A 24689-nucleotide genomic window follows, 5' to 3' on the forward strand; every position below is an offset into this window, starting at 1 on the left:
ATTATCAGACACGTAGCAACGGCAACGGCTCGAATCGCTGCTGCAGGATGGCGGACGCATCGAGTCCCCACCAGGGCCCGAGCACGGTCGCGTAGAGCTGCTGAAAATCGACGCCGACCGGCAAGTTGCCGTTGCCATCCAGCCGCGCGAGCACCGGCGGCACGCCGTACAACCCGCCGCGCACTCGCCCGCCCATCACGAAATGCGGCGCCACGGTGCCGTGGTCCGTGCCGTTGCTCTGATTCTCACGTGGCCGCCGGCCGAACTCCGCATAGGTCATCACCAGTGTCTGGTCCCAGCGGCCGAGTTCCACCAGCGCCGACTTCATCGCCGCGAACCCTTCGGCCAGTTGCTTGAGCAGCGCCGCCTGCTGACCGGGCTGGTTCTGGTGCGTATCGAAACCGTTCAGCGTCAAGCGGATCACCGCGACACCCTGCCCGCTGCGCGGCTGTTCTTTCGGCATGCCCCCACCGGGAACCGCCCTCGGAGCGTCGCCGGCGGCGAGCACTTGCATGGCCGTCCCGATCGAACTGCCAAATGCACCGCCAGGAAACACCGTCTTCAATTGCATCTGACTCTGTGTGGGACGCAAACGGTCTGCCGCTTTCACGATGTCGTTCTCGACGTCGAGAATGTGCGCCAGTTCCGGATTACGCTCGTGCAGCGACACCGGCGTGGCGAGGCGCGAAGCCTTGACGAACTGCGCCGGATTGACCAATGCGATCGCGCGTGCGCCGTTGGCAAGCGGTCCCATTTCGGCGCTGCCGATCACCACGCCGTCCGCAGCAAAGCCGGGAGGCACCGGCGTCTGCGCGAATGCCCGTGTGAGCCAGCCCTCGCGCAGATACTGATCCGAACGCGACGCGGTGTCCCAGATCTCGATCGAGCGGAAATGCGACAGGTTCGGTTGCGCGTAGCTGACACCCTGCACGATCGCCAGTTGCTGGCTTTGCCAAAGCGGCATGAGCGCCTGTAACGACGGATGCAGCCCGGTGCGCTCGTCGAGCTGGATCGTCTGCTCGCGTTTGATGCCGATGCTTTTGCGCAGCTGATAGTAAGTGGGATCGGCAAACGGAATCACGGTATTCAAACCATCGTTACCGCCCTTCAGTTCGACGAGGATCAGCAGATTGCCGTAGCCACGATTCATTGGAGCGCCGAGGGCCGCCGCTTGCGCACCGAACGCGCGCGGCAGCCAGAGCGCCGCGCCGGCGGCTGTGCCCATCGAGAGAAAGCTGCGTCGTTTCATCCTGCACCTCGTTCGATTGTCATGGCGCGTGTCCTGCCGCCTTTGACGGACCGTCTATTTGCGCTGCCGATCTGCGTTAAACGGCTCAAGTTGCCCGATTCCGTCGGCTGTCGCAGTCGCTCACCGTCAGTCGCTCACTTCAATTGATAAGCCGGGTCCATCAGCAATGCTTCCAGATAAGCGCTGGCGGTCGAATCGGTTGCGATCGCGTCGACCGGCGTGAGCGGCAGGACCGCGTGCTGCAACTGAAGCTCGGCCGACAATCCCGGCTTCGCCGTCGGTGCGGTGTTGTAATGCGCAAGCCAGGTGTCGATGTCAAAGCGTACGCCGCCCTGGCCAGCCTGCCCGACCCGTGCCACCGCGCGCTGCATCGGCGGATTCGCCTGCATATTGCCTCCCGCGCCGCTCGCCGCGATCTTTGCACTCGCCGGCGTGTTCATGCGTCGCGGACCGGCGGTTTCCGTCGCCCGAAACAGTTGCTCGACGAATTGCTTGCGCGCGAGCAATGTCGAACTATTGATCCATATCGTGCCGCCCGGCCACCCTTTGACGTTCGGCGGGTAGAACAGGTTCTCGCCGAGCGTGCGGATTTGCGCCGCGAACGGTGCGGTGTTGTCATAGCCGATGTCGAACGCGCGCAGTGTCCCGACGACGAACTCAGCCGGCGATTTCACGAGGACGCCGCGATCGTCGTCGTTCCAGAAGGCGTCGCTCATGAAGAGGCCGTGCAGCGCGACCTTGATATCGTAGTGACTCGCGCGGAACTGCGCGGCGATGGGCGCGATGCGAGCGGGGTCCGGCGTATCGGAGACAAACTCGCGCCACAGCTTGGTCGTGACGAAGGTCGCGGTTTCCGGTCGTGCAAGCAGGACGTCGAGCACCTGATCGCCGTCGAACGGACCGGTTTGACCCAGCACGGTCTTGTCGCCGTCGTCGTGCAGATTGGCGCGCCACACGTATGCCTGCGTGTCGGGATCGAGGCTCCAGCCCGTATAGGCACGCGCGGCTTCCGATACGTCGCGCTGCGTGTAGTGCCCTTCTCCGAGCGTGAACAGCTCCATCACTTCCCGCGCGAAGTTCTCATTAGGCTTGCCCTTGCGATTGCTCGCGCCATCCAGGTATTGCAGCATCGCCGGATCTTTCGCGACGTCGTGCAACAGCTCGCCGAAATTGCCGAACGCGTCGCGGCGCAACAGCATGTTCTGCTGCGCCATCTGCTGCGGATATTGGACCTTGTCCTGACCCGACGTGAAGTGGTTGTGCCAGAAGAGCGTCATCCGCTCGGTCAGCGGCGACGGCGTGCTCAGCATCTCGCGCACCCACCATGCGCGTAATAATTCGTAACGCTGACCGCGCAATCGCTGCTCGTCGCGGCGTTGCTCGTCTGTCCACGTCTTGCGTGCTTCGCGTGTCGGGATCGGTTCGAGCACCCAGTCCGGCAGCGGTGTGACGGCTTCGGTTCGGGCTGTCGCCAGCACCTTGTCGACGGCCTGCTCGCGCGTGAGTCCGACGTATTGCGCGACCTCGTTGCTATCCGGCGCAAAGCCGACGCGCGTCAGGAAGAAGCGCGCGTCGTCGGCGTCGAGGATGTCCTGGTCGGCAGGAGAAGCAGCGGACGCTGCAGATGGTGCGCGATGCCTGTTGTGCAGGTGTGGCGCCGGCGGCGTGTCCTGTTGCTCAGCCAATGCCGATGCCGACGCGCACCATGTCACCGCCGCGAGCGCAGTGACAGCGACTGCAAGCCACCGGCCACCCTGACCGCCTGTCAGCAAGTTCATCATCGATCATCCGGTTGCGGGACATCACGAAAAGACGTTCACGCACGCAAAATACACTGTGAATGCGCTGTGTTCTGGTGACTCAACGGCAGATGGAACGGGAAAGTTGACGGGGGAAGTGCAACGAAATTTTTCAGGCGCGGGGAAAACGCGACCTTCGCGCGAGCGGCGCGCCCAGAGCGGGCACGGAAATAGCTAACGTTTATAGAGCTCGCGGACGGCGTCTTCGATATGCTGCCGTAACAGACGCCGTTCGTCGGGCGTCATATGGCCATCACGACGGCGTTGATCGAGATCGGGGGGAACTGCAGTGCGCAACATTGCGTCTGACGCAGGGCGGTCGGTGTTGGGGTTCCGACGGTTCACCCTGGAATTAGCCGACCTTGGCGCGCGTTCGCTCACCGCTCTGTCGGCCGAAGGCTGGGCGTGGGCGAGCGTTGGTCCTAGTGTGCCTGCAAGCGTACCGGCTACCGCCAGTGCAATTACGCTCAGGCGCACATTCGGCCAAACCCCTCCCTTCATGTTGTTCCCTTCGTGGCGCGGCAACCGGCTACCTCAAATGCGTATACAGACCCCGGTAGCGAGCCGGGTGCGAGAGTTTTAGTCGAGTGAAGTATCCACCGAACAGCCGCATTCAGTAAAGGAGTCTACCTGCCCATGCTTTACGTCGTGCCACAGTGCGGGTAAATTTTGTAACTGACTGTAACCCGATAAATGATGCAACCGCGCACCCCTTTCTAATCGCGCTAAGATGCCGACCATGGAAACCAAAAACCCTTCGAAAATCCTCGTCGTCGACGACGATCCGCGCTTGCGCGATCTGCTGCGCCGCTACCTCGGTGAACAGGGCTTCAATGTCTACGTTGCCGAGAACGCGCCGTCCATGAACAAGCTCTGGGTGCGTGAGCGCTTCGACTTGCTGGTGCTCGATCTGATGCTGCCCGGCGAGGACGGCCTGTCGATCTGCCGCCGTTTGCGCGGCAGCAACGACCGCACGCCGATCATCATGCTGACGGCCAAGGGTGAAGACGTCGATCGCATTGTCGGGCTCGAAATGGGCGCCGACGACTATCTGCCCAAGCCGTTCAATCCGCGCGAACTGGTTGCGCGGATTCATGCGGTGCTGCGCCGCCAGTCGCCGTCCGAGTTGCCGGGCGCGCCGTCCGAAACCACCGAAGTGTTCGAGTTCGGCGAGTTCGCGCTGAATCTTGCCACCCGCACGCTCACCAAGGCCGGCCAGGAAATTCCGCTGACCACGGGTGAGTTTTCGGTACTGAAGGTGTTTGCGCGTCACCCGCGTCAACCGCTGTCGCGTGAAAAGCTGATGGAACTGGCGCGCGGCCGTGAATACGAAGTGTTCGACCGCAGCCTCGACGTGCAGATTTCGCGTCTGCGCAAGCTGATCGAACCTGATCCGGGCAGCCCACGTTTCATTCAGACCGTTTGGGGTCTAGGCTACGTGTTCATTCCTGACGGTGCAGCCTGAGTTTGTTCTCACCTCCCGTGTCGACCAGAGTTCGCGCTTGAGCGCGATTACTCTGGTCCCGTGTAAGTTAGTTCCAAATAAGAAGGGCCCATGCGGATCGACCGGCGCCTCCTGACGCTCGCGTTCGGCGGCCTTTTCTGGCGGACCTTTCTGTTGATCGCTCTATTGATCGCAGTCAGTCTCGCCGCGTGGTTCCAGAGCTTTCGGGTGATCGAACGCGAGCCGCGCGCACAGCGCGTGGCATTGCAACTGGTCGCTATCGTCAAGCTCACGCGCACCGCACTCCTCTATTCCGATCCCGACCTGCGGCGCGCCTTGCTGCAGGATCTGGAGAGCAATGAAGGGGTGCGCGTGTACCCGCGCGAAACCACCGACAAGTACAAGCTCCAGCCCGACGAGTCGCTGAACCGGTTGATCGAACACGACATTCGCGGCCGCCTTGGCGACGACACCGTCATCGCGCAAAGCGTCAACGACATCCCCGGCGTCTGGATCAGCTTCAAGATCGACGACGACGATTACTGGGTCGCGCTCGACCGCGATCAACTGGACAACGCGACCGGCTTGCAATGGGCCGGCTGGGGCGTGTTCGCGCTGGCCTTGTCGCTGTTCGGCGCGGCGTTCATCACCAGTCTCGTGAACCGTCCGTTCGCCCGGCTCGCCATGGCCGCGCGCAAGGTCGGCTCCGGTCAGTCGCCGGAACCGTTGCCCGAGCGCGGCATGGGTGTCGCCGCCGAGACCAATCGCAGTTTCAACCAGATGGTGCAGGACCTCGAACAACTCGAGGCCGACCGCGCGCTGATGCTCGCGGGGATTTCGCACGATCTGCGCACCCCGCTCGCGCGGCTGCGGCTCGAAACCGAAATGAGCCCCTCAGACCAGGCCACGAAAGACGCGATGGTCGACGACATCGAGCAGATGGACATGATCATCGGGCGGTTCCTCGATTACGCGCGTCCGGTGCAGCGGGTGCCGGAGCCCGTCGACCTGTCGGTAATCGCAGGTGAGCTTGCCGCGCGGATGCAAAGCGAGGACAGCATGCGGCTGATTACGCGCCTCGCGCCCTCGGCGGTGATCGAGGCGGATGAGACCGACATGCGGCGTGTGGTCGGCAATCTGCTGGAGAACGCGCGCAAGTACGGTTTGAGCGACGGCGACGGCATACCGCACGTGATTCTGGAAACGCGGGTGTCGCACTCGCGGGTCGAGTTGTCCGTGGTCGACGAAGGGCCCGGCATTCCTGAAGACCAACTGGCACTTGTCACACGACCGTTCTATCGTGTGAATTCGGCGCGCACCCAGGCGAACGGCACGGGCCTTGGCATGGCAATTGTGCAGCGGCTGGTAGGCCGTTACCGCGGCGCGCTACGCCTGCGCAATCGCACGCCAGGCCCGGGTCTCGAAGTCACGATCGAGTTCCCGCTGGCAAAAGGTGCCTGACCGGAAAGGACATCCTCCAGCCGGGTTGACCGTCGATCTCGTTGAATAATAACTATCCAGGGTGTTAGTCAAAAACTATTGGATGGATAGTTCAATAGAGCTATATTCAAGAACGTGTAACGTGCTCGTTACGACGAGCAGATAGCCTCAACATGCTGTTTTTCCATCACATGAAGGAGCACTCGCATGAAAACCGTTGGCGATAAAGTCGAAGCGTTTACCGTTACAGCTGCCAAGCCGGGCTTCAACAATCACGAAGAAAACGGCGTGTCGGCTTTCGAAGAGATCACGGAACAGTCGTTCCCGGGCAAGTGGAAGATCATCTATTTCTACCCGAAGGATTTCACGTTCGTGTGTCCGACGGAAATCGTCGAGTTCGCCAAGCTGGCCAAGGATTTCGAAGAGCGCGACGCCGTGCTGCTCGGCGGCAGCGTCGACAACGAATTCGTCAAGCTGGCCTGGCGCCGTGAGCACAAGGACCTGAGCAAGCTGAACCACTATGCGTTCGGCGATGTGAAGGGCGAGTTGATCGACCAGCTCGGCGTACGCGACAAGGAAGCCGGCGTGGCGTTGCGCGCAACGTTCATCGTCGATCCGGACAATACGATTCAACACGTTTCGGTGAACAACCTGAACGTCGGCCGTAATCCTGAAGAAGTGCTGCGTATTCTCGACGGCCTGCAAACGGACGAACTGTGTCCTTGCAACCGCGCAGTCGGCGGCGCAACGCTGTAAGCAGTGCTGTCAGAAGCCCGCTAAGCTTGAAAGCCAGCGGGCTTTTTTATCGACAACCTGATAGGAGATGTCAATGGAATTCTTGTCTTCGATTAAGGCATGCGTGCCTGACTATGCCAAGGACATTCGGCTGAATCTGGACGGGACGATTGCACGCTCGTCGCTGGAAGGGAATGACGCGGTCGGCGTGGCGTTGGCCGCGGCGTTTGCGGCGAAGAGTACGGTGATTATCGAAGCGATTCGCAATGCCGGGGTTTTGTCGCCGGAAGAGACGAATGGCGCGCTCACTGCAGCCGCGCTAATGGGGATGAATAACGTGTGGTATCCGTATGTCGAGATGACGGATAACGCGGATCTGAAATCGCAGCCGGCGCAGTTACGGATGAATGCTTATGCGTCGCATGGCGGTGTGGATAAGCGACGATTCGAGATGTATGCGTTGGCGGCTTCGATTATTGGCAAATGTCATTTTTGCGTGAAATCGCATTTTGATACGCTGGTCACGGAGGGGATGAGTTCCGTTCAATTACGGGATGTGGGCCGCATCGCGGCTGTGATTAATGCTGCTGCGCAGTGTATTGCTGCTGAGGGTAAATAAGAGTTTTTTGTGCGCAGCGGATTTGAGGTTTTTTTTCGCTGCGCGGTTGTGGTTTTTCTGTTTTTTCTGTTTTTGTTTATTTGGTTTTTTCTTGATCTGGTTGCCTGCTCGGTGGTTATTGTTGTTTGCCTACGGCGTTGGGATTTGCTTTGTTTGGTTTGGTCTGGTTTTGTTGTCTGCGCGACGCTTATTTTTTGTGTGCCTGTGGCGTTGGCCTTTCCTTGTTTTCTTCGTGGTTTATTAGCGTTCGCCCCTGTGCGGGGCAGGCACTTACTTTCTTTGCCGCCGCAAAGAAAGTAAGCAAAGAAAGCGGCTCACACCGCTAATTCTTAAGCGGGTCCCCCGCGCTGTTACGGTAGTGGTGCATCTGGAATCTGTGTTCCCGCACACTCCGCGTTCGTGACACAGCAGTCATGCTTCCCGCCTCGCACTACGTGCTCGCCGGAAGGGTCCATCGGGCAAACCCACGGCCTCTTTGAGCACGGTGGGCGCCATCGGCTTCGCCTCGGCGAAATGCCAATGAATCCGGGTCGAGGACCAACGGCATACGAAGTGCACCAAGGCACTCATAACAGCAGGCCACCCTTCGAAATGTCACGGACATCAAGCATGACCAGTGGCTCGGCAAAGTGCCGCAGGCATCAAGCACGACAAACGACCTGATGGAGTGCTGCTGGCATCAACTACGGCAAGTGGCCTTATGGAGTGCCGCTGGCATCAACTACGGCAGGTGGCCTGATGGAGCGCCACTGGCATCAAGTACGGCAAGCGACCTGATGGAGTGCCACGGGCATCAACTACGGCAAGCGGCCTTATGGAGTGCCGCTGGCATCAACTACGGCAAGTGGCCTTATGGAGTGCCGCTGGCATCAACTACGGCAAGTGGCCTTATGGAGTGCCTCTGGCATCAACTACGGCAGGTGGCCTGACGGGGTGCCGCTGGCATCAACTACGGCAAGTGGCCTGACGGGGTGCCACTGGCATCAAGTACGGCAAACGGCCTGATGGAGTGCTGCTGGCATCGAGTACGGTAAGCTGCTGGTGAGGTGCAGCTAAGCATGAAACGGCGGGCGGGGATTTACTGAAGTACCGCATCGGCGCGCGCAGCGCCGCCGGAAGAATGACGGCCTTGTCACCAGGGCCGAATGTGCGAGAACACAGATTCCAGATGCACCACTACCGTGACTGTGCGGGGGACCCGCTTAAGAATTAGCGGTGTGAGCCGCTTTCTTTGCTTATCTTTCTTTGCGGCGGCAAAGAAAGTAAGTGCCGCCCCGCACAGGGGCAAACGCTAATAAACCAATAAGAATTCAAGGAAAGGCCAAAGACCAAAGAGCAACACCCAAAGAATCCAGATCAAGGAACCGCAAAAAACCCCAGATCAAGCAAAGCCCCCGCCGCAGGCAAAAAAACCACCTTACTCCTTGATCAACAAAACCACAGCCTGCGCCTCAATCCCTTCCCCGCGCCCGAGATACCCCAACTTCTCATTAGTCTTAGCCTTAACATTAACCCGCTCAACCGGCAGGTCCAGATCCGCAGCAATATTCGCCCGCATCCCGTCAATATGCGGCGCCAACTTAGGAGCCTGTGCAACCACACTACTATCCACATTAGCAATAGAAAACCCGGCAGCCTTCACGCGAGCAAAACACTCCCGCAATAAAACCCGGCTATCCGCGCCAGCGAACTTCGCATCCGTATCGGAGAAATGCCGCCCAATATCCCCCATCGCGGCAGCGCCAAAAATAGCATCGGTAATGGCATGCAGCAGCACATCCGCATCCGAATGCCCGAGCAACCCGCGCTCATAGGGAATCGTCACGCCGCCGATTATCAACGGACGCCCCGGCACCAGCGCATGCACGTCATACCCCTGCCCAATTCTGAAATCCATATGCGTCAAGCCCGTTAATTAAAATTGAAATCGTCGAATCAGGAAGCGGAAGCGGGCCGGCACAGAATCGCCTCGGCCAGATCGAAGTCTTCCGGATAAGTGACCTTGAAGTTACGCAAGCTGCCCTGAACCAGTTTGGGCGCGTGTCCCAGCCACTCGATCGCACTCGCTTCGTCAGTCAGGTCATGGCCGTCCGCCTGCGCGCGCAGAATCGCCTCGCGCAGCATGCCGATGCGGAACATCTGCGGCGTCTGCGCCTGCCACAGACCATCGCGCGCTTCGGTACGGGCAATCCGCCCGTCGGACGAAGCCGGGTCGATCCGCTTCAAGGTATCCGCCACCGGCAAGGCCATGATGCCGCCCACCGCGTCGTCCTTCAGCGAGCCGATCAGCGTGCGGATCAAGCCCGGCGTAATGCCCGGCCGCGCGGCGTCGTGCACCAACACCCAGTCATCGTCGCGCGCGCCGAACTCGGCCAGCGCGTGCAGTCCGTTCAGCACCGACGCCTGGCGCGACGCCCCGCCGGCGCGGCGCACGGCGAAACGCAAGCCGCCAAAGCGCCGGGCGTCGAAGTGCTGGTCGTCGGGGGCAATCACGACGAGGGTTTGCGCAAACTCGCTGCAGGCGTCGAAAGCCGCCAGCGAGTAATGCAACATGTCGCGGCCGGCGACAGTGCGATATTGTTTGGGCATCGCGGCGCCGGAACGGCTGCCGGTGCCTGCGCACGGAATCAGGGCAAATAGACGGGAAGTCACGAGTGCGGACGCCGCGAAGTAAAAGTAAAGGACGGATTTTATAATAGGTCCTTCGCATCTACGCCCCGACACGCGTAAACTTGCCGATCACGTGTGAGCCTGAGGCCGCCTTTTCTCTTCTATGCCAGACATCGCCGCATCATCGCAGTACTCCCCGCCCGTCGCGCTCGTCAAGGCCGGCCAGCGTTTTACCTTCGACGGCACGCACGGCTCGTCCGATGCGCTGCTGATCGCCCGCTACCATCTCGCCTATCGCGAGAAAGTGCCGCTGCTGGCGGTCGTCTGCGAAAGCGCTGTCGACGCGCAGCGCCTCGCGCAGGAAATCGGCTTTTTCGCGCCCGAAGCACGCGTGCGCCTGCTGCCGGACTGGGAAACGCTGCCTTACGACACCTTTTCGCCGCACCAGGATCTGGTCTCCGAGCGCCTCGCCACGCTGCACGATCTCGGCGAAGGCCGCTGCGACATCCTGCTGGTGCCCGCCACCACCGCTTTGTACCGGATGCCGCCTGCCTCGTTCATGGCGGGCTACACGTTCTCCTTCTCGCAAGGCGAGCGCCTCGACGAAGCCAAGCTTAAAGCGCAGTTAACGCTTGCCGGCTACGAGCACGTGAGCCAGGTGGTGCGTCCCGGCGAATACTGCGTGCGCGGTTCGCTGCTCGATCTCTACCCGATGGGCTCGCCCCTGCCGTACCGGATCGACCTGTTCGACGACCAGGTCGACTCGATCCGTGCGTTCGATCCGGACACCCAGCGCAGCCTCTATCCGGTGAAGGACGTACGTCTCTTGCCCGGCCGCGAATTCCCCTTCGACGAAGCCGCGCGCACGGCCTTCCGCAGCCGCTGGCGCGAGACCTTCGAGGGCGATCCGAGCCGCGCGTCGATTTACAAGGATATCGGCAACGGCGTGCCGTCGGCGGGCATCGAATACTATTTGCCGCTTTTCTTTGAAGAAACGGCGACGCTGTTCCACTACCTGCCCGAAGACGCACAACTGGCGTTCGTCGGCGATCTGGACGCGGCGATCCGGCGCTTCACCAACGACACCAGACAGCGCTACAACTTCCTCTCGCACGATCGCGACCGGCCGATTCTGGAGCCGCAGCGTCTGTTCCTCTCGGACGAGGACTTCTTTGCGTTCGCCAAGCCGTTTGCGCGGCTCGCCTTACCCGCCAACGCGGGCGGCGGCTGGTCTGTGCCGCTGCCGGATCTCGCACTCGACCGCCACGCAGACGATCCGGCCGCCGCCCTGCGCGCCTATCTCGACACCACGCCGAACCGCGTGCTGTTTGCCGCCGAATCGGCCGGCCGTCGCGAAACGCTGTTGCAACTGCTGGCCGACAATCATCTGAGGCCCGTCTCGAGCGACAGCTTCCAGGACTGGCTGACGGGCAACGAACGTTTTTCGCTGGGCGTCGCGCCTTTGGCGAACGGTTTTGCGGTGCCCGTCGACGGCATCGCGATCATCACCGAAACCGAGCTTTACGGCCCGCTCGCACGTCGCGCGGGACGGCGCCGCCAGGAACAGGCCAGCAACGTCGATTCGATGGTGCGGGACCTGTCCGAGCTGAAGATTGGCGATCCGGTCGTGCATTCGCAGCATGGCATCGGCCGCTATATGGGTCTCGTGACAATGGACCTCGGCGAAGGCGAAACCGAGTTCCTGCACCTCGAATACGCGAGCGACAGCAAGCTCTACGTGCCGGTCGCGCAACTGCATGTGATTTCGCGCTACAGCGGCGCCGATCCGGAAAGCGCGCCGCTGCATTCGCTCGGCTCCGGCCAGTGGGAAAAGGCCAAACGCAAAGCCGCGCAGCAGATCCGCGACACCGCAGCGGAACTGCTGAACCTGTACGCCCGCCGCGCGCTGCGCGAGGGCCATGCATTCGCGCTCGAACCGAAAGACTATGTGAAGTTCGCCGACACCTTCGGTTTCGAGGAGACACCGGACCAGGCCGCCGCCATTGCCGCCGTGATCGGCGACATGACAAGCGGCAAGCCGATGGACCGCCTCGTGTGCGGCGACGTCGGTTTCGGCAAGACCGAAGTGGCATTGCGCGCGGCGTTCATCGCGGTGATGGGCGGCAAACAGGTTGCGCTGCTTTCGCCCACCACGCTGCTCGCCGAACAGCACACGCAAACGTTCACGGACCGTTTTTCGGATTGGCCGGTACGCATTGCCGAATTGTCGCGCTTCAAGTCGGCCAAGGAAGTCAACGCGGCGATCCAGCAGATCAACGAAGGCACGGTCGATATCGTGATCGGCACGCACAAGCTGCTGTCGTCGGATGTGCAGTTCAAGCGGCTGGGGCTCGTGATCATCGACGAGGAACACCGTTTCGGCGTGCGTCAGAAAGAAGCGCTGAAAGCCCTCCGAGCCGAAGTCGACGTGCTCACGCTCACCGCCACGCCGATCCCGCGTACGCTCGGCATGGCGCTTGAAGGTCTGCGCGATTTCTCTGTGATCGCCACGGCGCCGCAAAAGCGCCTCGCGATCAAAACCTTCGTGCGTCGCGAAGAAGACAGCGTGATTCGCGAAGCGATGTTGCGCGAGTTGAAACGCGGCGGCCAGGTCTACTTCCTGCACAACGAAGTCGAGACGATCGAGAATCGCCGGCAGATGCTCGAAGCACTCGTGCCCGAAGCACGTATCGCGGTCGCGCATGGACAGATGCATGAGCGCGAACTCGAACGCGTGATGCGTGATTTCGTTGCGCAACGCGCGAACGTTCTGCTGTGCACGACGATTATCGAAACCGGTATCGACGTGCCGAGCGCCAACACGATCCTGATTCACCGCGCCGACAAATTCGGTCTCGCGCAATTGCATCAGTTGCGTGGCCGCGTGGGCCGCTCGCATCACCAGGCGTACTCGTATCTGCTGGTGCATGACCCGCAAGGACTGACCAAGCAGGCGCAGCGCCGTCTCGAAGCGATCCAGCAGATGGAGGAACTCGGTTCGGGCTTCTACCTCGCGATGCACGACCTCGAGATTCGCGGTACGGGTGAAGTGCTCGGCGACAAGCAATCGGGCGAGATTCAGGAGATCGGTTTCCAGCTCTATACCGACATGCTGAACGACGCTGTGAAGGCGCTCAAGGAAGGCAAGGAGCCGGACCTCACCGCGCCGCTCGCCGCGACCACCGAGATCAATCTGCACGCGCCCGCGATTCTGCCGGCGGATTATTGCGGCGACGTGCAGGAGCGTCTGTCGCTTTACAAGCGCCTCGCCAATTGCGAACACAACGATTCGATCGACGGCATCCAGGAGGAATTGATCGATCGCTTCGGCAAGTTGCCGCCGCAAGCGCATGCGCTCGTCGAGACGCATCGTCTGCGATTGGCGGCCAAGCCTTTGGGCATTTCGAAGATCGACGCGGGCGAAACCGTGATCGGCCTGCAGTTCATCCCCAATCCGCCGATCGACGCGATGCGGATCATCGAAATGGTGCAGAAGCACAAGCACATCAAGCTCGCGGGCCAGGACAAGCTGCGTATCGAAACGCGCAGCCCGGATCTGGCCGTGCGTGTGGCGACGGTGAAAGAAACCTTGCGGGCACTCGGAACACCCAGCCGCGGCACGGCGGCCGCGGCTATTGCGCGCTAACGGATCGCGCCGTTATGTGCCGATGCACCGGTATCGCGCCAACACCGGCTCCAACACCGGCGCGGATACCGGCACCCATGCCGGCATCATGAGAAAAACGGGGTACGTCTAGCCGTTTTTCGTTCATGCTGCGGTGCGCAAACGCGCGCCGCAGCATACGGGTGCGTTTTTTTTGGGTATGATCGAAAGACTCAAATGCTGGAGTCTTGTCATGTCTCACGTCGCTGAATCAGCGCAGTCCTCGCAAACGCCCTCCTCTGCATCGAATTCTGCCTCGCCTGCTTCGCTGTCAGCTTCTCTGCCTGCCTCGCTCCCCTGGGTAACCCGTCTCGTGTCGATAGACACGGTGAGCCGTAATCCGAATCTCGGCCTGATCGAGACCGTGCGCGATGAACTGCGCGCGCTCGGCATCGAAGCCACGCTCACCCACGACGAAAGCGGCAAATGGGCCAATCTGTTCGCAACGATTCCCGCGCACGACGGCGAGACTAACGGCGGCGTGGTGCTGTCGGGCCACACAGACGTGGTGCCTGTTGACGGCCAGCAATGGGACAGCGATCCGTTCAAGCCGGAAATTCGCGGCGATAAGCTATACGGCCGCGGTACTTGCGACATGAAAGGCTTTATCGGCGCGGCACTTTCGCTCGTGCCCGAGATGCAGCGCACGAAGCTCGCCAAGCCGATTCACCTCGCGCTGTCGTTCGACGAGGAAGTGGGGTGTGTCGGCGCGCCGCTCCTGATTGCCGATCTGATGAAGCGCGGCGTGAAGCCGGAGGGCTGCATCGTCGGCGAGCCGACCAGCATGCGCCCGATCGTGGCGCACAAAGGCATCAACGCGTATCAATGCTGCGTGCGCGGCCAGGCCGCGCATTCGTCGCTTACGCCGAAGGGCTTGAACGCCATCGAATACGCCGCGCGTCTGATCTGCTACATCCGCGATATGGCCGATCAATTCCGCGAGCAAGGCCCGTTCGACGAACTGTACGACGTGCCCTTCACCACCGCGCAAACCAGCACGATCGTAGGCGGCAACGCGATCAATACCGTGCCCGCCGAATGCAAATTCCAGTTCGAATTCCGCAATCTGCCCACGCTCGATCCCGAACCGATCTTCGCGCGCATCGATCAATATGCGCGCGAAACGCTGTTGCCGAAAATGTTGCGCGAGCATCCATCCGCGGCCATCGAGATATCCAAAATCGCCGCGGCTCCAGGTCTCGATTCGTCTGAGCAAGCCGCGATCACGCAACTCGTGCGCGCGCTGACCGCGGACCAGGACAAGCGCAAGGTCGCATACGGCACCGAAGCCGGGCTGTTCTCGCTGGCGGGCATTCCAAGCATTGTGTGCGGTCCCGGCGACATCCAGCAGGCGCACAAAGCCAACGAATTCGTGGCGCTGGATCAGCTCGTGGCATGCGAACGTTTTCTGCAAAAATTCATTCACAGCATGTCGGTCGACGCGCACGCGCACTGAAACTGATCGCTGCGAAAACGGTCTGAACCATATCGAGGAAAAACACGCCCACACCATGTCAACCGCCACGCCGCAGCACACCGACCATACGATCGACGGTGAGCCGATCCCCACACTCGACGACATCGCCACGCAGCACTTTGCGTTGACCCCGTGGGTAACGCGAACGCCGGTGTTCGACCGGCTCGACTTCCCGTCGCTGGAAGGCACGGTGGTGAATTTCAAGTTCGAATTGCTGCAGGCAGGCGGCAGCTTCAAGGCGCGTGGCGCGTTCACCAATCTGCTCGCACTCGACGAAGCACAACGCAGTGCGGGCGTCACCTGTGTATCGGGCGGCAATCATGCGGTGGCGGTCGCGTACGCGGCAATGCGTCTTGGCATCAGCGCGAAGGTCGTGCTGTTTCGTGCGGCCAACCCTGCACGCGTTGCCTTGTGCCGGCAGTATCACGCCGAGATCGTGTTCGCGGAAAACATTGCCGAGGCGTTCGAGCTGGTGCGCCGTATCGAGGCGGAGGAAGGCCGTTATTTTGTGCACCCGTTCAACGGATATCGCACCGTGCTGGGCTCGGCCACGCTCGGCTACGAATGGGCCACGCAAACGCCCGACCTCGAAGCGGTGATCGTGCCGATCGGCGGCGGCGGTCTCGCTGCCGGGGTCGCCACCGCCATGCGGCTCGCGAATCCGCGCGTGCACGTGTACGGCGTCGAACCGGAAGGATCGGATGCAATGGGCAAAAGCTTCGCGGCCAATCACACGGTCAAGCTGGGCCACATGCACACCATTGCCGATTCATTGGCGTCACCTCATACCGAGGAATACAGCTACGAATTGTGCCGCCGTCATATCGACCAGCTCGTCACCGTATCCGACGACCAGTTGCGCGCGGCCATGCTGACCTTGTTCGGACAACTGAAACTAGCGGTCGAACCGGCCTGCGCCGCGGCCACGGCAGCGCTGCTAGGGCCGCTGCGCGAAAAGGTGCAAGGCAAACGCGTAGGCGTGCTGCTATGCGGCACCAACACCGACCCTGTCAGTTTTGCCGCGCATATCGAGCGGGCGCGCCATAGTCAGTCACAGCGTCCAGAGTAAAGTCGTTCCGCTATTTCCTTGCTAAAAGACTAGCCTATCCTTCTCAGATTGGTATGATTCGCATATCGACTTCTGGGAGGAACGCATATGAGCATGGTTAAGGAATTTAAAGAATTTGCCCTGAAAGGCAACGTAATGGATCTCGCCGTCGGGGTGATTATCGGCGGTGCATTTTCCACCATCGTCAATTCAATTGTTAAAGACCTGATCATGCCGGTTGTCGGTGTTGCCACCGGCGGCCTCGATTTCTCCAACAAGTTCATTCGCCTCGGCGATATTCCCGCCAGCTTCAAAGGCAGTCCCGAGTCGTATAAAGACTTGCAAACGGCAGGCGTGGCGGTGTTCGGTTATGGCTCGTTCATCACCGTGGCCATCAACTTCGTGATCCTCGCGTTCATCATTTTCCTGATGGTCAAGTTCATCAACAATCTGCGCAAGCCGGCTGAAGCCGCACCGGCAGAGCCGCCGCCGACACCGGAAGACGTCGTGCTGCTGCGTGAAATCCGCGACTCGCTGAAAAACGCGCCGCCGCGTTAAGCTGGCTTAAGTCAAATTCAGCCAACTTAGGCAGCCGCGCCGGCTCCTTAGCCGGCGCAAATAAAAAAGGCCTGTTGCGAAGAAATCGCCACAGGCCTTTTTCATGCCGCGTGCAAAGTACGCCACCCAGGTCGACCCTGTCGACCCGGCGAATACACTAAACGTCCTTTTCCGCCTTCTGATTCACCGCGCTTTCAATCATCGTCTCGAGCTGTCCGAAATTGACAGGCTTTGTCAGATGCGAAGTAAAGCCGGCGCTCAGACAACGGCGCACATCTTCGTCAGTACCGAAGCCGGTCAACGCGACCGCCGGCACATCCGAATGCTCGCGGAACGCTTTGACGAAATCGAGACCGGTGCCGTCGGGCAAGCCCACATCGCTGATCACCAGATCGAACGTCTGAGTCTGCGTAGCGGCCAGTGCATCGTCCACCCGGCCCACCGTGGTCACGTCGTGACCCAGGCTGCGAATCAGCTGCCCCATCACCTCGGCGGTATCCACGTGGTCTTCGATCAGCAAAATAGTCAGCGGACCGGAAGAAGGCACCTCATCCGGCGCGGCAACGGGCGTTAATTGGGCAGGCGCGGCAGCAGTCGGCAACGTGATCGTGAAAGTCGCCCCGCAGTGCGCGCCGGGACTCTGTGCGACCACCGTGCCGCCGTGCACATCCGTCAGCGCTTTGGTGATCGCGAGACCGAGGCCCAGGCCGCCGAATTGCCGCGTCATGTTCTGGTTGCCTTGCTCGAACGCGTTGAACAGTTTGCCGATCTGCTCGGGTTCGATGCCGATGCCCGTATCCTCGACCGAGATTTGCACGTGCATGCGTTCGTCTTGCGTGCGCACGTAGATATGGCCGCCATCCGGCGTGAACTTGGCGGCATTGCGGATCAGGTTCCACAGCATCTGCTGCAAGCGTGCGCGGTCGGCGAGCACGTAATGGTGCTGCGCATTCTTGCCGACGTGCACGTCCTGCTGCTTGACCTGAATCTCGCTGTGGAAGAGTTCGAGCACACTGTCCATCACCTCATGCACGTCGACCGTTTCGAGCGACAGACGCAGCTTGCCGTTCGCCACGCGCGTGAGATCGAGCAGGTCGTCGATCAGGCGCGCTTCGAGTTCGACGTTGCGGCGGATCATACGCACGCTCGAGCGCGCCTGATCGGGCAAATCCGGGATCATCTCCAGCACGCTGGCGCCCGCCAGTACCGGCGTGAGCGGCGTGCGCAATTCGTGCGACAGCATGGCGAGGAAACGGTCTTTCGCCCGATTGGCTTCTTCGGCGATCTGGCGGGCCGCCTGTTCCGAGGCAAGCAGGCGCTCGCGCTCCTCGATCGCCTCGCGCTGCGGATGAATATCCGTGCAACTGCCGAACCATTTGCTGACGTTGCCTTCCGCGTCGCGCATAGCGACCGCCCGGACGTCGAACCAGCGATATTCGCCGTCGTGGCGGCGAATCCGGAGTTCGTGCCGATAATCGCTGGCGCCGCTCGTCACCGCCTTGAGCCAGGTACGGCGAATCTCTTCGCGATCGTCGGGATGCACCGCATCGAGCCACGCGAGGCCGTACGAACTGCTTTCCCCCAACCCTGTGTAGTCGAACCACTGCTTCGAGAGGAAATCGCAATCGCCGGCGGCATTGCAGGTGAGCACGAGGTGCGGCAACGCCTCCGAGAGCGTCCGGTAATGCTGTTCCCGGTCGCGCAACAGCAAGGCATCGTCCGAGGCCTTCTGCAAGCGCACTTGCGAGAGCACCCGTTCGACAGCCTCGGGCAGATAATCGAGGTAATCGCCGGATTTCGGCACCACGTCGGACACACCCGCGCGCAACGCTTCGATCACCCGGGATTCGTCGGTGAAACCGGTCACCAGGATGGCGGGAATCCTCACGCCTTCCGCGCGCAAACGGCGAAAGAAGTCGAGGCCGGTTTCCGGCCCGCTGAGCTGGTAGTCGAGCACCAGCAGGTCAGGCGTGCCCGCGGTGAGCCGCTCGCGGGCCGCTTCGACGCCCGCGCAGATGGCGACCCGGCAGCCGGCGCGTTCAAGCGACTTGCGCGCAAGCCGCAGGATGCCCTCGTCGTCATCGACGACCAGCACATACGCGGCGGGCTGCGTGGACACTTCTTCGGTCATGCGGAGTCTTCTCAGGCTAGGTCTGGTATAGCTATCTTGTCATGGGCCGCTTTCGGAGCGCCTTCACAGGAACCGTACGTCACGGCGCGGCCAGGCGATGGCCTGGCGGCAGCTTGACCACCTGCAGGAAGAAGCCAAGACGGCGCACCGCTTCGATGAACGCGTCGTATTCGACCGGTTTGGTGATATAGACGTTGCAGCCCAGTTCGTAGCAGCGCGCGATCTCACGCGGATCGTCGGTCGTGGTCAGCACGATCACGGGCACCGCGGCTGTCTGCGGCGAATCCTTCAGGCGCCGCAACACCTCGAAGCCATCCACGCGCGGCATTTTCAGATCGAGCAGCACGACAAAATTCGTCAGATCTTCGCGAGGCGGGTAAGGACTCGCGGCGGCGTCCTCCGGCGCCGGGCCGAAGAAATAGTCGAGTGCCTGCTGGCCGTCGCGAAAGCGCACGAAACCGTTTGAAACACCGGCACGGCGCAGATTGCGCTCGACCAGCGTGGCATGGCCGTCATCATCTTCGATCAGCACAATACTGACCGTTTCCCCGTGACTCATATGCCCTCCGTGCTGACAATCTGTTTTCGCATCATGCTCTTAATTGTTCCCACCATTTTCCCAAGGGTCCGGCCCGGCTCAATTGCGCGCAGGCTGTTCCGGCAAGACGACGAAAAAGGTCGACCCCGCGCCTTCCGCCGACTCGACCCACACGCGGCCGCCATGCCGTTCCACCGCACGCCGCACCACCGCGAGGCCGATGCCGTCGCCGTTCGCGACGTCGCCGTGCAGACGCTGAAACGCCCGGAACACCTTCGACATATACGCCGCCGGAATGCCAAGGCCATTGTCGCGCACATAATAAGTGCGCGTGCGCAATGCGCGCGGTTCCGTCTCGTCGACCGGTTCCGGCTCCAGCGCGCCGACCTCGATGCGCCCATTGCGCGCCGGGTCGAGATAATTGAGCGCGTTGCCGATCAGGTTGCTGAAAATCTGCTCGATCGCGCCCGGGTCGCCCCATGCGGGCGGTAACTCGCGCACGGTGACCACCACCGCGCGCTGGTTGATCACGCTCTGCAGCGCGTCGACCACGCGGCCTACCACCCGTCCGACACTGACCCGCTGCCACTGGTATTCGAGCCGGCCGGCACGCGAAATCCGCAACAGCGCGTCGATGATCGCCGCCGCCCGCGTTACCGCGGTGCGGAGATATTGCAGCGATTCGCGCACGTCGCCGTCGAGAATATGCACCATCCGCCGATGCTCGTCTTCCGGCAGTTTCGCCGCCTCGACGATGCTGTCCAGCTCGTCGCACGACACCTGTAATTCTTTCGAAAATCCTTGCAGATTCACCAGCGGCGAGCGCAGATCGTGCGACACGCTGTAGATGAACATTTCATTGTCTTGCGTCTCCTGGCGCAGCTCCTCGTTGACGCCCGCCAGTTCCCGCGCACGTGCCTCGAGCCGCGCTTTCAGCCTGGCCTGCTCGCCATCGGCCTCGCGCAGGCGCGCGCCCGTCTGATGCAGCACCGCGTCGAGCGCGGCAATCTCGTCGTTGCCGGACAGCGGCGCGGCGAGCTGCCGCCCGCGGCCCAGACGCTCGGCATTGCCCGTCAATACCTCCAGCCGCCGGCCGATGCTGCGCGCAAACACCATGGCGGTGGCCGCCCAGATCAGCATCGAGCCCAACACCGCGGCAATCAGCGCATATTGCTGGCGTTCACGCCGCCTGGCGAGAGCCGCGCCGCGCTCGGCGTCGAGCCGCGAAGCCTCGTTACTGAACTCGGTCAACTGATCGCGAAACAGCGCGATCTGCTGGGGAAGCGCGCCCGTGTCCTGTTCGGCAAACGAGCTCAGGTTGTGTCCTGCGTGCAGAGCCTGCGAGATCGTGGCGGCCTGCGTCCGATACGTGTCGATCGCCTGCTGCATCTTGCGCACGCGCTCGACCTGTTGCGGCGTATCGGCCACCAGCGTTTCGAGATTCGAAAGCCGGTCGCCGATATCCACCCAGACTGTACGGCGGTCGATAAACAGCGGATCGCCGACCACCATGCCCGTGCGAACCCGCGCGGCCTGGCGCAGCAGCGGATCGACAATGGCCGACGACTGATAAAGGATCTGCTTGCTGTTGCTGACCCACTGCGCGGCCTGCGCCGTTTGCTCCTGGGTATCGAAGACGACGCCCAGAAGCGCCAGCTCGACCACGCTCGGCACCGCAATCAGCAGCAAACCCTTGGTGAATAGTTTCATGTTCGCCCGAAGGGTCGTTCAAGCCGCGGCCCGCTTGCCAGTCCTGCACGGACCACGCGCCTCGCATTGCCACCCCGCCTGGGCGGCCATTGCGGTGCGTGACTGGCGAGCACGCCACGGTGCAGCCGGACGGGCCATTATCGACGTGAATGTGAGATATTTCAATGTAGCGACAAGATGCGCCCGCCCACACAAAAATGACTTTTTTATTGGTACGAGATGTTTTTTCGGCGGCGCGTGCGTCTATGATGGAGACAGATGTGCTGGGAAGCGAAAGCGCGCGGCGAGGCGGTTCGGCATGATTCGTGCGGGAGGCGGTGGGACGGCGTAGACGCCGAATCATCGTGAATCCGGCCTTGTCGTATGCTATAAAAGATCGACGTGCGGCGCGCGAAGCCGGGAGTTGTCGCATGAGGACGCTGCGTTTCTTGCAATTCTTTTTCAGGCGAATTTTTATGTCCTTCCCGAAAAAGCGTAGGCGCGCGAAGGTGGACGGCGATGAGTCGTTCCTCGCGGTACTACGGCATTTCAAGCCGTTCGGTCAGCTCGACACCAAAATTGCGCGCGCTCGCGCGCAGGACGAACCGGTGCTCTATGCGCATGTGCTGCCCGGGCTCGACGTTCTCCTGTGCAGCGTACGGGGCGCCCAGCCGCCCTATCCGGCACCCGCCGAATTGCGGCGCCGCTGTATCGAATCCATCACCAATGCATTGGAACAGCCGCTCGACGGGCTCGAGAACGGCGGGTACTGGTATGAAGCCGATGGCTTCGGGTTCCTGGTGTTTGCCAGCCGCGCCAGGGGCAAGATCCTGACGGAGTTCGGCGCCACGCGTGTCGGCGGCGCCCGGCGCGGGGTTCGCAGACAGGATGCGGCGGGAGATGCCGCGCCGCGCTCGCTAAGGTAATCAAGGTAATCGATTATCTCTTTCTTCTCCATGGCAGCGCCGAAGGATCGATTCAACCAGTCCGCGGGCATAGAGAAAACGTCAGCTCCCCTTATATTCGGCCGCATTGGCCGGTAACGTGAGCGCGGGCTTCTTTCCGGCGGCAGCCGGCGAGGATGCGCCGCCGGCAGACTTGTTGACCGGCGCACCGTCGAGGGAAATGGCCGCTTTAGGCTGCTGCCTGACGCCCGGCGGCGGTGCGGTCGGCGCCTGACGAACCTGCGACAGCAACTGCCCGCACGGCAGCGGTTTGTTATTGCTGGGCGCGAGCAGCGGAATCAGCGCCGCAAACGGATTGATCAGCCCGAGCCCGATAACGGCGCCGCCTCGAAGCGCCAGCGCGGCGGCATCCACGCCCACGTGCGGGTCCTTGAACGTCCCCTTCACATACAGCGGCGAGCGCAGCGAAAACACCCGGAAGCCCTTGGTATGCGGATGCACGCCAAGATTCATCGATTCGTCGCGCAGATTCACATTGCCGTCGATGTTGATCACCGCGTCGTCCGTGTCGAGCGCGAAAACACGCGAATCCAGCACGCCGTTCGTCGCGACAAAGTCGGCCGCTGCGCAATTGATCTTCACGTCGCGATTGCCGAACAGCTTTTCATAGACCACGTTGGCCACGTTCAGCCCCGCGGCTTCCATCAGCAGGCGGCTCACCGTGCCGTCGGTGATCAACGCCTTCACCTCGCCGTTCGACGTCGCCGCCAACGCCGCCGGCGAATTGCCGGTCGCGCTCAACGCGGCGTCGCCGTTGATTTCGCCAAGTGCGTTCTGCATCGTCTTGACGTTCGGGAACAACTGCTTGAGCTTCAGATGCCGCGCCGAAGTCGCGAAGCGGCCCTTCAACGGCGTGGCGCTGCCGTCCAGATGAATATTCGACGACAACGAACCGCCCGCCACGCCGAACTTCAGCGGTTCGAGCGACAGCACGCCGTCGGTCATCACGACGTGCGTGTACAAGTCCGTGATCGGCAGGCTGGAGTCCTTGACGATGCGGCGGCCCGTGAACTTCACGTCGGCATCGATCGACTTCCAACGGTCGGTGCGGAACTCTTCGACCGGCAAGACCTTGTTGCCCGGCTGCACCGTCGTATCGCCGCGCTTGGCCTTGCTGGCTTTAGAGTCCGCACCGATGATCGGCGCCAGATCGGCGAATTGCAGCAGATGCGATACCAGCTCGCCCTGTAGCAGCGGACGCGGCTCACGCGCCGTGTAGGTCAGCGAGCCGTTCAGATCGCTGCCGCCCACCCGGCCCGTAAAATTTTCATACCTGAAGACGTTGCCGCCGGACTTGAACTGGCCGACGAGGCGCCCATCAGTCGCATAGGGCGGGGTGTCGGGCAAGGTCACGCCTGTTAGCGTATACAGCCGTGCCAGGCTGTTGCCTTGCAGCCAGAGACGTAAATCGACCGCGGCAAGATGCGCCGGATCGGTGATCGTGCCGACCAGACCGACGCGCAGATCGCCGGCCTTCACGTCGGCCTGAACCGGGAACGGCCGGTTCGCGTCCTGCAACGCCAGCACGCCGCCCACCTTGCCGCTGCCGGACACCGGCGTCTTGTTGTAGGTGCCCTTGACGGTCCAGCCAATCGCGTACGGTGGGATCACCGGCTTCGCGCCGGTCGCCGTACCCGCCTCGCCGGCGTTCGACGCCGAGGCTACCGCCGCACCGCTCGCACCCTCGCTTGCGCTCTTATTTGCACCCTCGCTTGCACCCGCACTTGCCCCGATCGTTCCACCGGCAACCGGCGCGCCAGACGCGCCATTCGCCGCGGTCGCGCCCGAAGCGCCGATCTCCGTCGACGAAGCACCGGAAGCCGCCGCCGCAGAAGCCGCCGCGGCTTCCGATGCCGCCTGCGCATTAGCCTGCGCGGTGAGCTTGCGCGCGCCCGCTTTACCCACCGCTTCCGCCGAGGCATTGCGTGACGCCGCTTCCTGCTGTTTCATGGCCTCGCCGATCGGAATCGGCTGGCCGAGCGTATCGATGGCCATCGCCATCTCGACCTTCTGCTGCTGATCGGACAGCGCGATATTGCCCTTGGCAAACGCGATGTCGTGCAGATCGAGCGTCCACTCGGAAGGCCCGCTGGACGACGCCAGTTTGAAAGTCCAGTTGTTGCGCCCATCGAGCAGGCGTTCGAGGTCGACCGACGGATTCACGAGATTGATCGCGGGAATCACGATATCGTGCGCGAGCAGCGGCAGCACCTTGATCTGAAAGTCGATTTCGTCGAGCGTCGCGAAGTGCGGCTGTTTGGTCCAGTCAGGATTGCCTACCGCAATGTTGGCCGCCGAAAAACGCGGCCAGGGCACCCAGCCACGCCAGCCGGTCTCGCCGACCGGATGCTGCCAGCCTACTTTCAGATCGCCATTGATCGCGAACGGTCGGCCGATTGCCTGCGTGACCTTGTCGTTGATGTAAGGCCGGGCCCGGTTCCAGTCGAAGGTCAGGATGAAAATTGTCAGCGCGACAATCAGAATGACGATGATCGCCAGTAACCATGCGATGATTTTTCCTATCCGCCGTCCAATTGTGCTCGGCACCGCCATTGAGAAGCTCCGTCGTTGTTCTTCGTTGTACATCGGGACAGCACGTATCGTGCCTGGTAATATTGTCTGATAGATGCCGTTTTATCATGCCGCACAGTTCGGGCACAGGTTTCCCGTCCATGGAAACGTAAGGGAATGTCATGGCGGCCGCCGAATCCACACAAAAATCC

At 61.7% G+C, this 24689-nt stretch carries 18 protein-coding genes; 9 read left to right on the forward strand and 9 right to left on the reverse strand.

Going from position 1 to position 24689, the window contains the following annotated elements; all coding sequences use genetic code 11:
- Nucleotides 1–4: 4 nt before the first annotated feature.
- The 3 genes from ACOSV0_RS11215 to ACOSV0_RS11225 all read right to left on the reverse strand — a co-directional run bounded on the left by ACOSV0_RS11215 (nt 5) and on the right by ACOSV0_RS11225 (nt 3549).
- Nucleotides 5–1249, reverse strand: coding sequence for a DUF1501 domain-containing protein (locus ACOSV0_RS11215; RefSeq protein ID WP_434106254.1), 1245 nt, complete (start codon nt 1247–1249; stop codon nt 5–7).
- 134 nt (nt 1250–1383) lie between these two features.
- Nucleotides 1384–3030: a DUF1800 domain-containing protein gene (locus ACOSV0_RS11220; RefSeq protein ID WP_434106255.1), complete on the reverse strand. Its 1647-nt coding sequence runs from the start codon at nt 3028–3030 to the stop codon at nt 1384–1386.
- 192 nt (nt 3031–3222) lie between these two features.
- Entirely contained in the window at nt 3223–3549 is a 327-nt protein-coding gene (locus ACOSV0_RS11225) for a hypothetical protein (RefSeq protein ID WP_434106256.1), read from the reverse strand.
- Nucleotides 3550–3778: 229 nt separating this feature from the next.
- Between ACOSV0_RS11225 and ompR the strand changes: the two genes are divergently transcribed.
- The 4 genes from ompR to ACOSV0_RS11245 all read left to right on the forward strand — a co-directional run bounded on the left by ompR (nt 3779) and on the right by ACOSV0_RS11245 (nt 7286).
- A complete protein-coding gene (gene ompR / locus ACOSV0_RS11230) occupies nt 3779–4513 on the forward strand; it encodes an osmolarity response regulator transcription factor OmpR (protein WP_006048917.1) in 735 nt (244 codons plus the stop codon).
- Between the two features lie 90 nt (nt 4514–4603).
- Nucleotides 4604–5953: an ATP-binding protein gene (locus ACOSV0_RS11235; RefSeq protein ID WP_054039512.1), complete on the forward strand. Its 1350-nt coding sequence runs from the start codon at nt 4604–4606 to the stop codon at nt 5951–5953.
- A gap of 186 nt (nt 5954–6139) precedes the next feature.
- Nucleotides 6140–6688 carry a peroxiredoxin gene (locus tag ACOSV0_RS11240; RefSeq protein ID WP_434106258.1) on the forward strand — a complete coding sequence of 183 codons (549 nt, stop codon included), beginning with the start codon at nt 6140–6142 and terminating at the stop codon, nt 6686–6688.
- A gap of 73 nt (nt 6689–6761) precedes the next feature.
- Nucleotides 6762–7286 carry a carboxymuconolactone decarboxylase family protein gene (locus ACOSV0_RS11245; protein ID WP_434106259.1) on the forward strand — a complete coding sequence of 175 codons (525 nt, stop codon included), beginning with the start codon at nt 6762–6764 and terminating at the stop codon, nt 7284–7286.
- Between the two features lie 1417 nt (nt 7287–8703).
- Here the strand turns inward: ACOSV0_RS11245 and ispF are convergent.
- Both ispF and ispD read right to left on the reverse strand, forming a co-directional pair.
- Nucleotides 8704–9183: a 2-C-methyl-D-erythritol 2,4-cyclodiphosphate synthase gene (ispF, locus tag ACOSV0_RS11250; RefSeq protein ID WP_434106260.1), complete on the reverse strand. Its 480-nt coding sequence runs from the start codon at nt 9181–9183 to the stop codon at nt 8704–8706.
- A 38-nt stretch (nt 9184–9221) separates the two neighbouring features.
- Entirely contained in the window at nt 9222–9938 is a 717-nt protein-coding gene (gene ispD, locus ACOSV0_RS11255; RefSeq protein ID WP_434106261.1) for a 2-C-methyl-D-erythritol 4-phosphate cytidylyltransferase, read from the reverse strand.
- Nucleotides 9939–10059: 121 nt separating this feature from the next.
- On the opposite strand from ispD, the gene mfd reads away from it, so the two are divergent.
- The 4 genes from mfd (at nt 10060) to mscL (ending at nt 16643) form a co-directional block, all read left to right on the forward strand.
- Nucleotides 10060–13542 (forward strand): transcription-repair coupling factor, encoded by a 3483-nt coding sequence (gene mfd / locus ACOSV0_RS11260; RefSeq protein ID WP_434106262.1) that lies wholly within the window; start codon nt 10060–10062, stop codon nt 13540–13542.
- A 211-nt stretch (nt 13543–13753) separates the two neighbouring features.
- Entirely contained in the window at nt 13754–15016 is a 1263-nt protein-coding gene (argE, locus tag ACOSV0_RS11265) for an acetylornithine deacetylase (protein WP_434106263.1), read from the forward strand.
- 55 nt (nt 15017–15071) lie between these two features.
- Nucleotides 15072–16106, forward strand: coding sequence for a threonine/serine dehydratase (locus ACOSV0_RS11270; RefSeq protein ID WP_434106264.1), 1035 nt, complete (start codon nt 15072–15074; stop codon nt 16104–16106).
- An 87-nt stretch (nt 16107–16193) separates the two neighbouring features.
- Nucleotides 16194–16643 carry a large conductance mechanosensitive channel protein MscL gene (mscL, locus tag ACOSV0_RS11275; RefSeq protein ID WP_434106265.1) on the forward strand — a complete coding sequence of 150 codons (450 nt, stop codon included), beginning with the start codon at nt 16194–16196 and terminating at the stop codon, nt 16641–16643.
- Between the two features lie 157 nt (nt 16644–16800).
- Here mscL and ACOSV0_RS11280 read toward each other — a convergent pair whose 3' ends face one another.
- From ACOSV0_RS11280 to ACOSV0_RS11290, 3 genes are all read right to left on the reverse strand, one after another.
- Nucleotides 16801–18774 (reverse strand): response regulator, encoded by a 1974-nt coding sequence (locus ACOSV0_RS11280; RefSeq protein ID WP_434106267.1) that lies wholly within the window; start codon nt 18772–18774, stop codon nt 16801–16803.
- A gap of 79 nt (nt 18775–18853) precedes the next feature.
- Nucleotides 18854–19333: a response regulator gene (locus ACOSV0_RS11285; protein ID WP_434106269.1), complete on the reverse strand. Its 480-nt coding sequence runs from the start codon at nt 19331–19333 to the stop codon at nt 18854–18856.
- 78 nt (nt 19334–19411) lie between these two features.
- Nucleotides 19412–21022 (reverse strand): sensor histidine kinase, encoded by a 1611-nt coding sequence (locus tag ACOSV0_RS11290; protein WP_434106271.1) that lies wholly within the window; start codon nt 21020–21022, stop codon nt 19412–19414.
- A 410-nt stretch (nt 21023–21432) separates the two neighbouring features.
- On the opposite strand from ACOSV0_RS11290, the gene ACOSV0_RS11295 reads away from it, so the two are divergent.
- On the forward strand, nt 21433–21927 hold the full coding sequence (locus ACOSV0_RS11295) for a hypothetical protein (RefSeq protein ID WP_028196609.1): 495 nt from the start codon (nt 21433–21435) through the stop codon (nt 21925–21927).
- Between the two features lie 81 nt (nt 21928–22008).
- On the opposite strand, the gene ACOSV0_RS11300 is transcribed toward ACOSV0_RS11295, so the two are convergent.
- On the reverse strand, nt 22009–24519 hold the full coding sequence (locus ACOSV0_RS11300; RefSeq protein WP_434106272.1) for an AsmA family protein: 2511 nt from the start codon (nt 24517–24519) through the stop codon (nt 22009–22011).
- Nucleotides 24520–24689: the final 170 nt, after the last annotated feature.

It is taken from the genome of Paraburkholderia caffeinilytica (assembly GCF_051027425.1).
In the GTDB taxonomy this organism is placed as follows: Bacteria; Pseudomonadota; Gammaproteobacteria; order Burkholderiales; family Burkholderiaceae; genus Paraburkholderia; species Paraburkholderia caffeinilytica_A.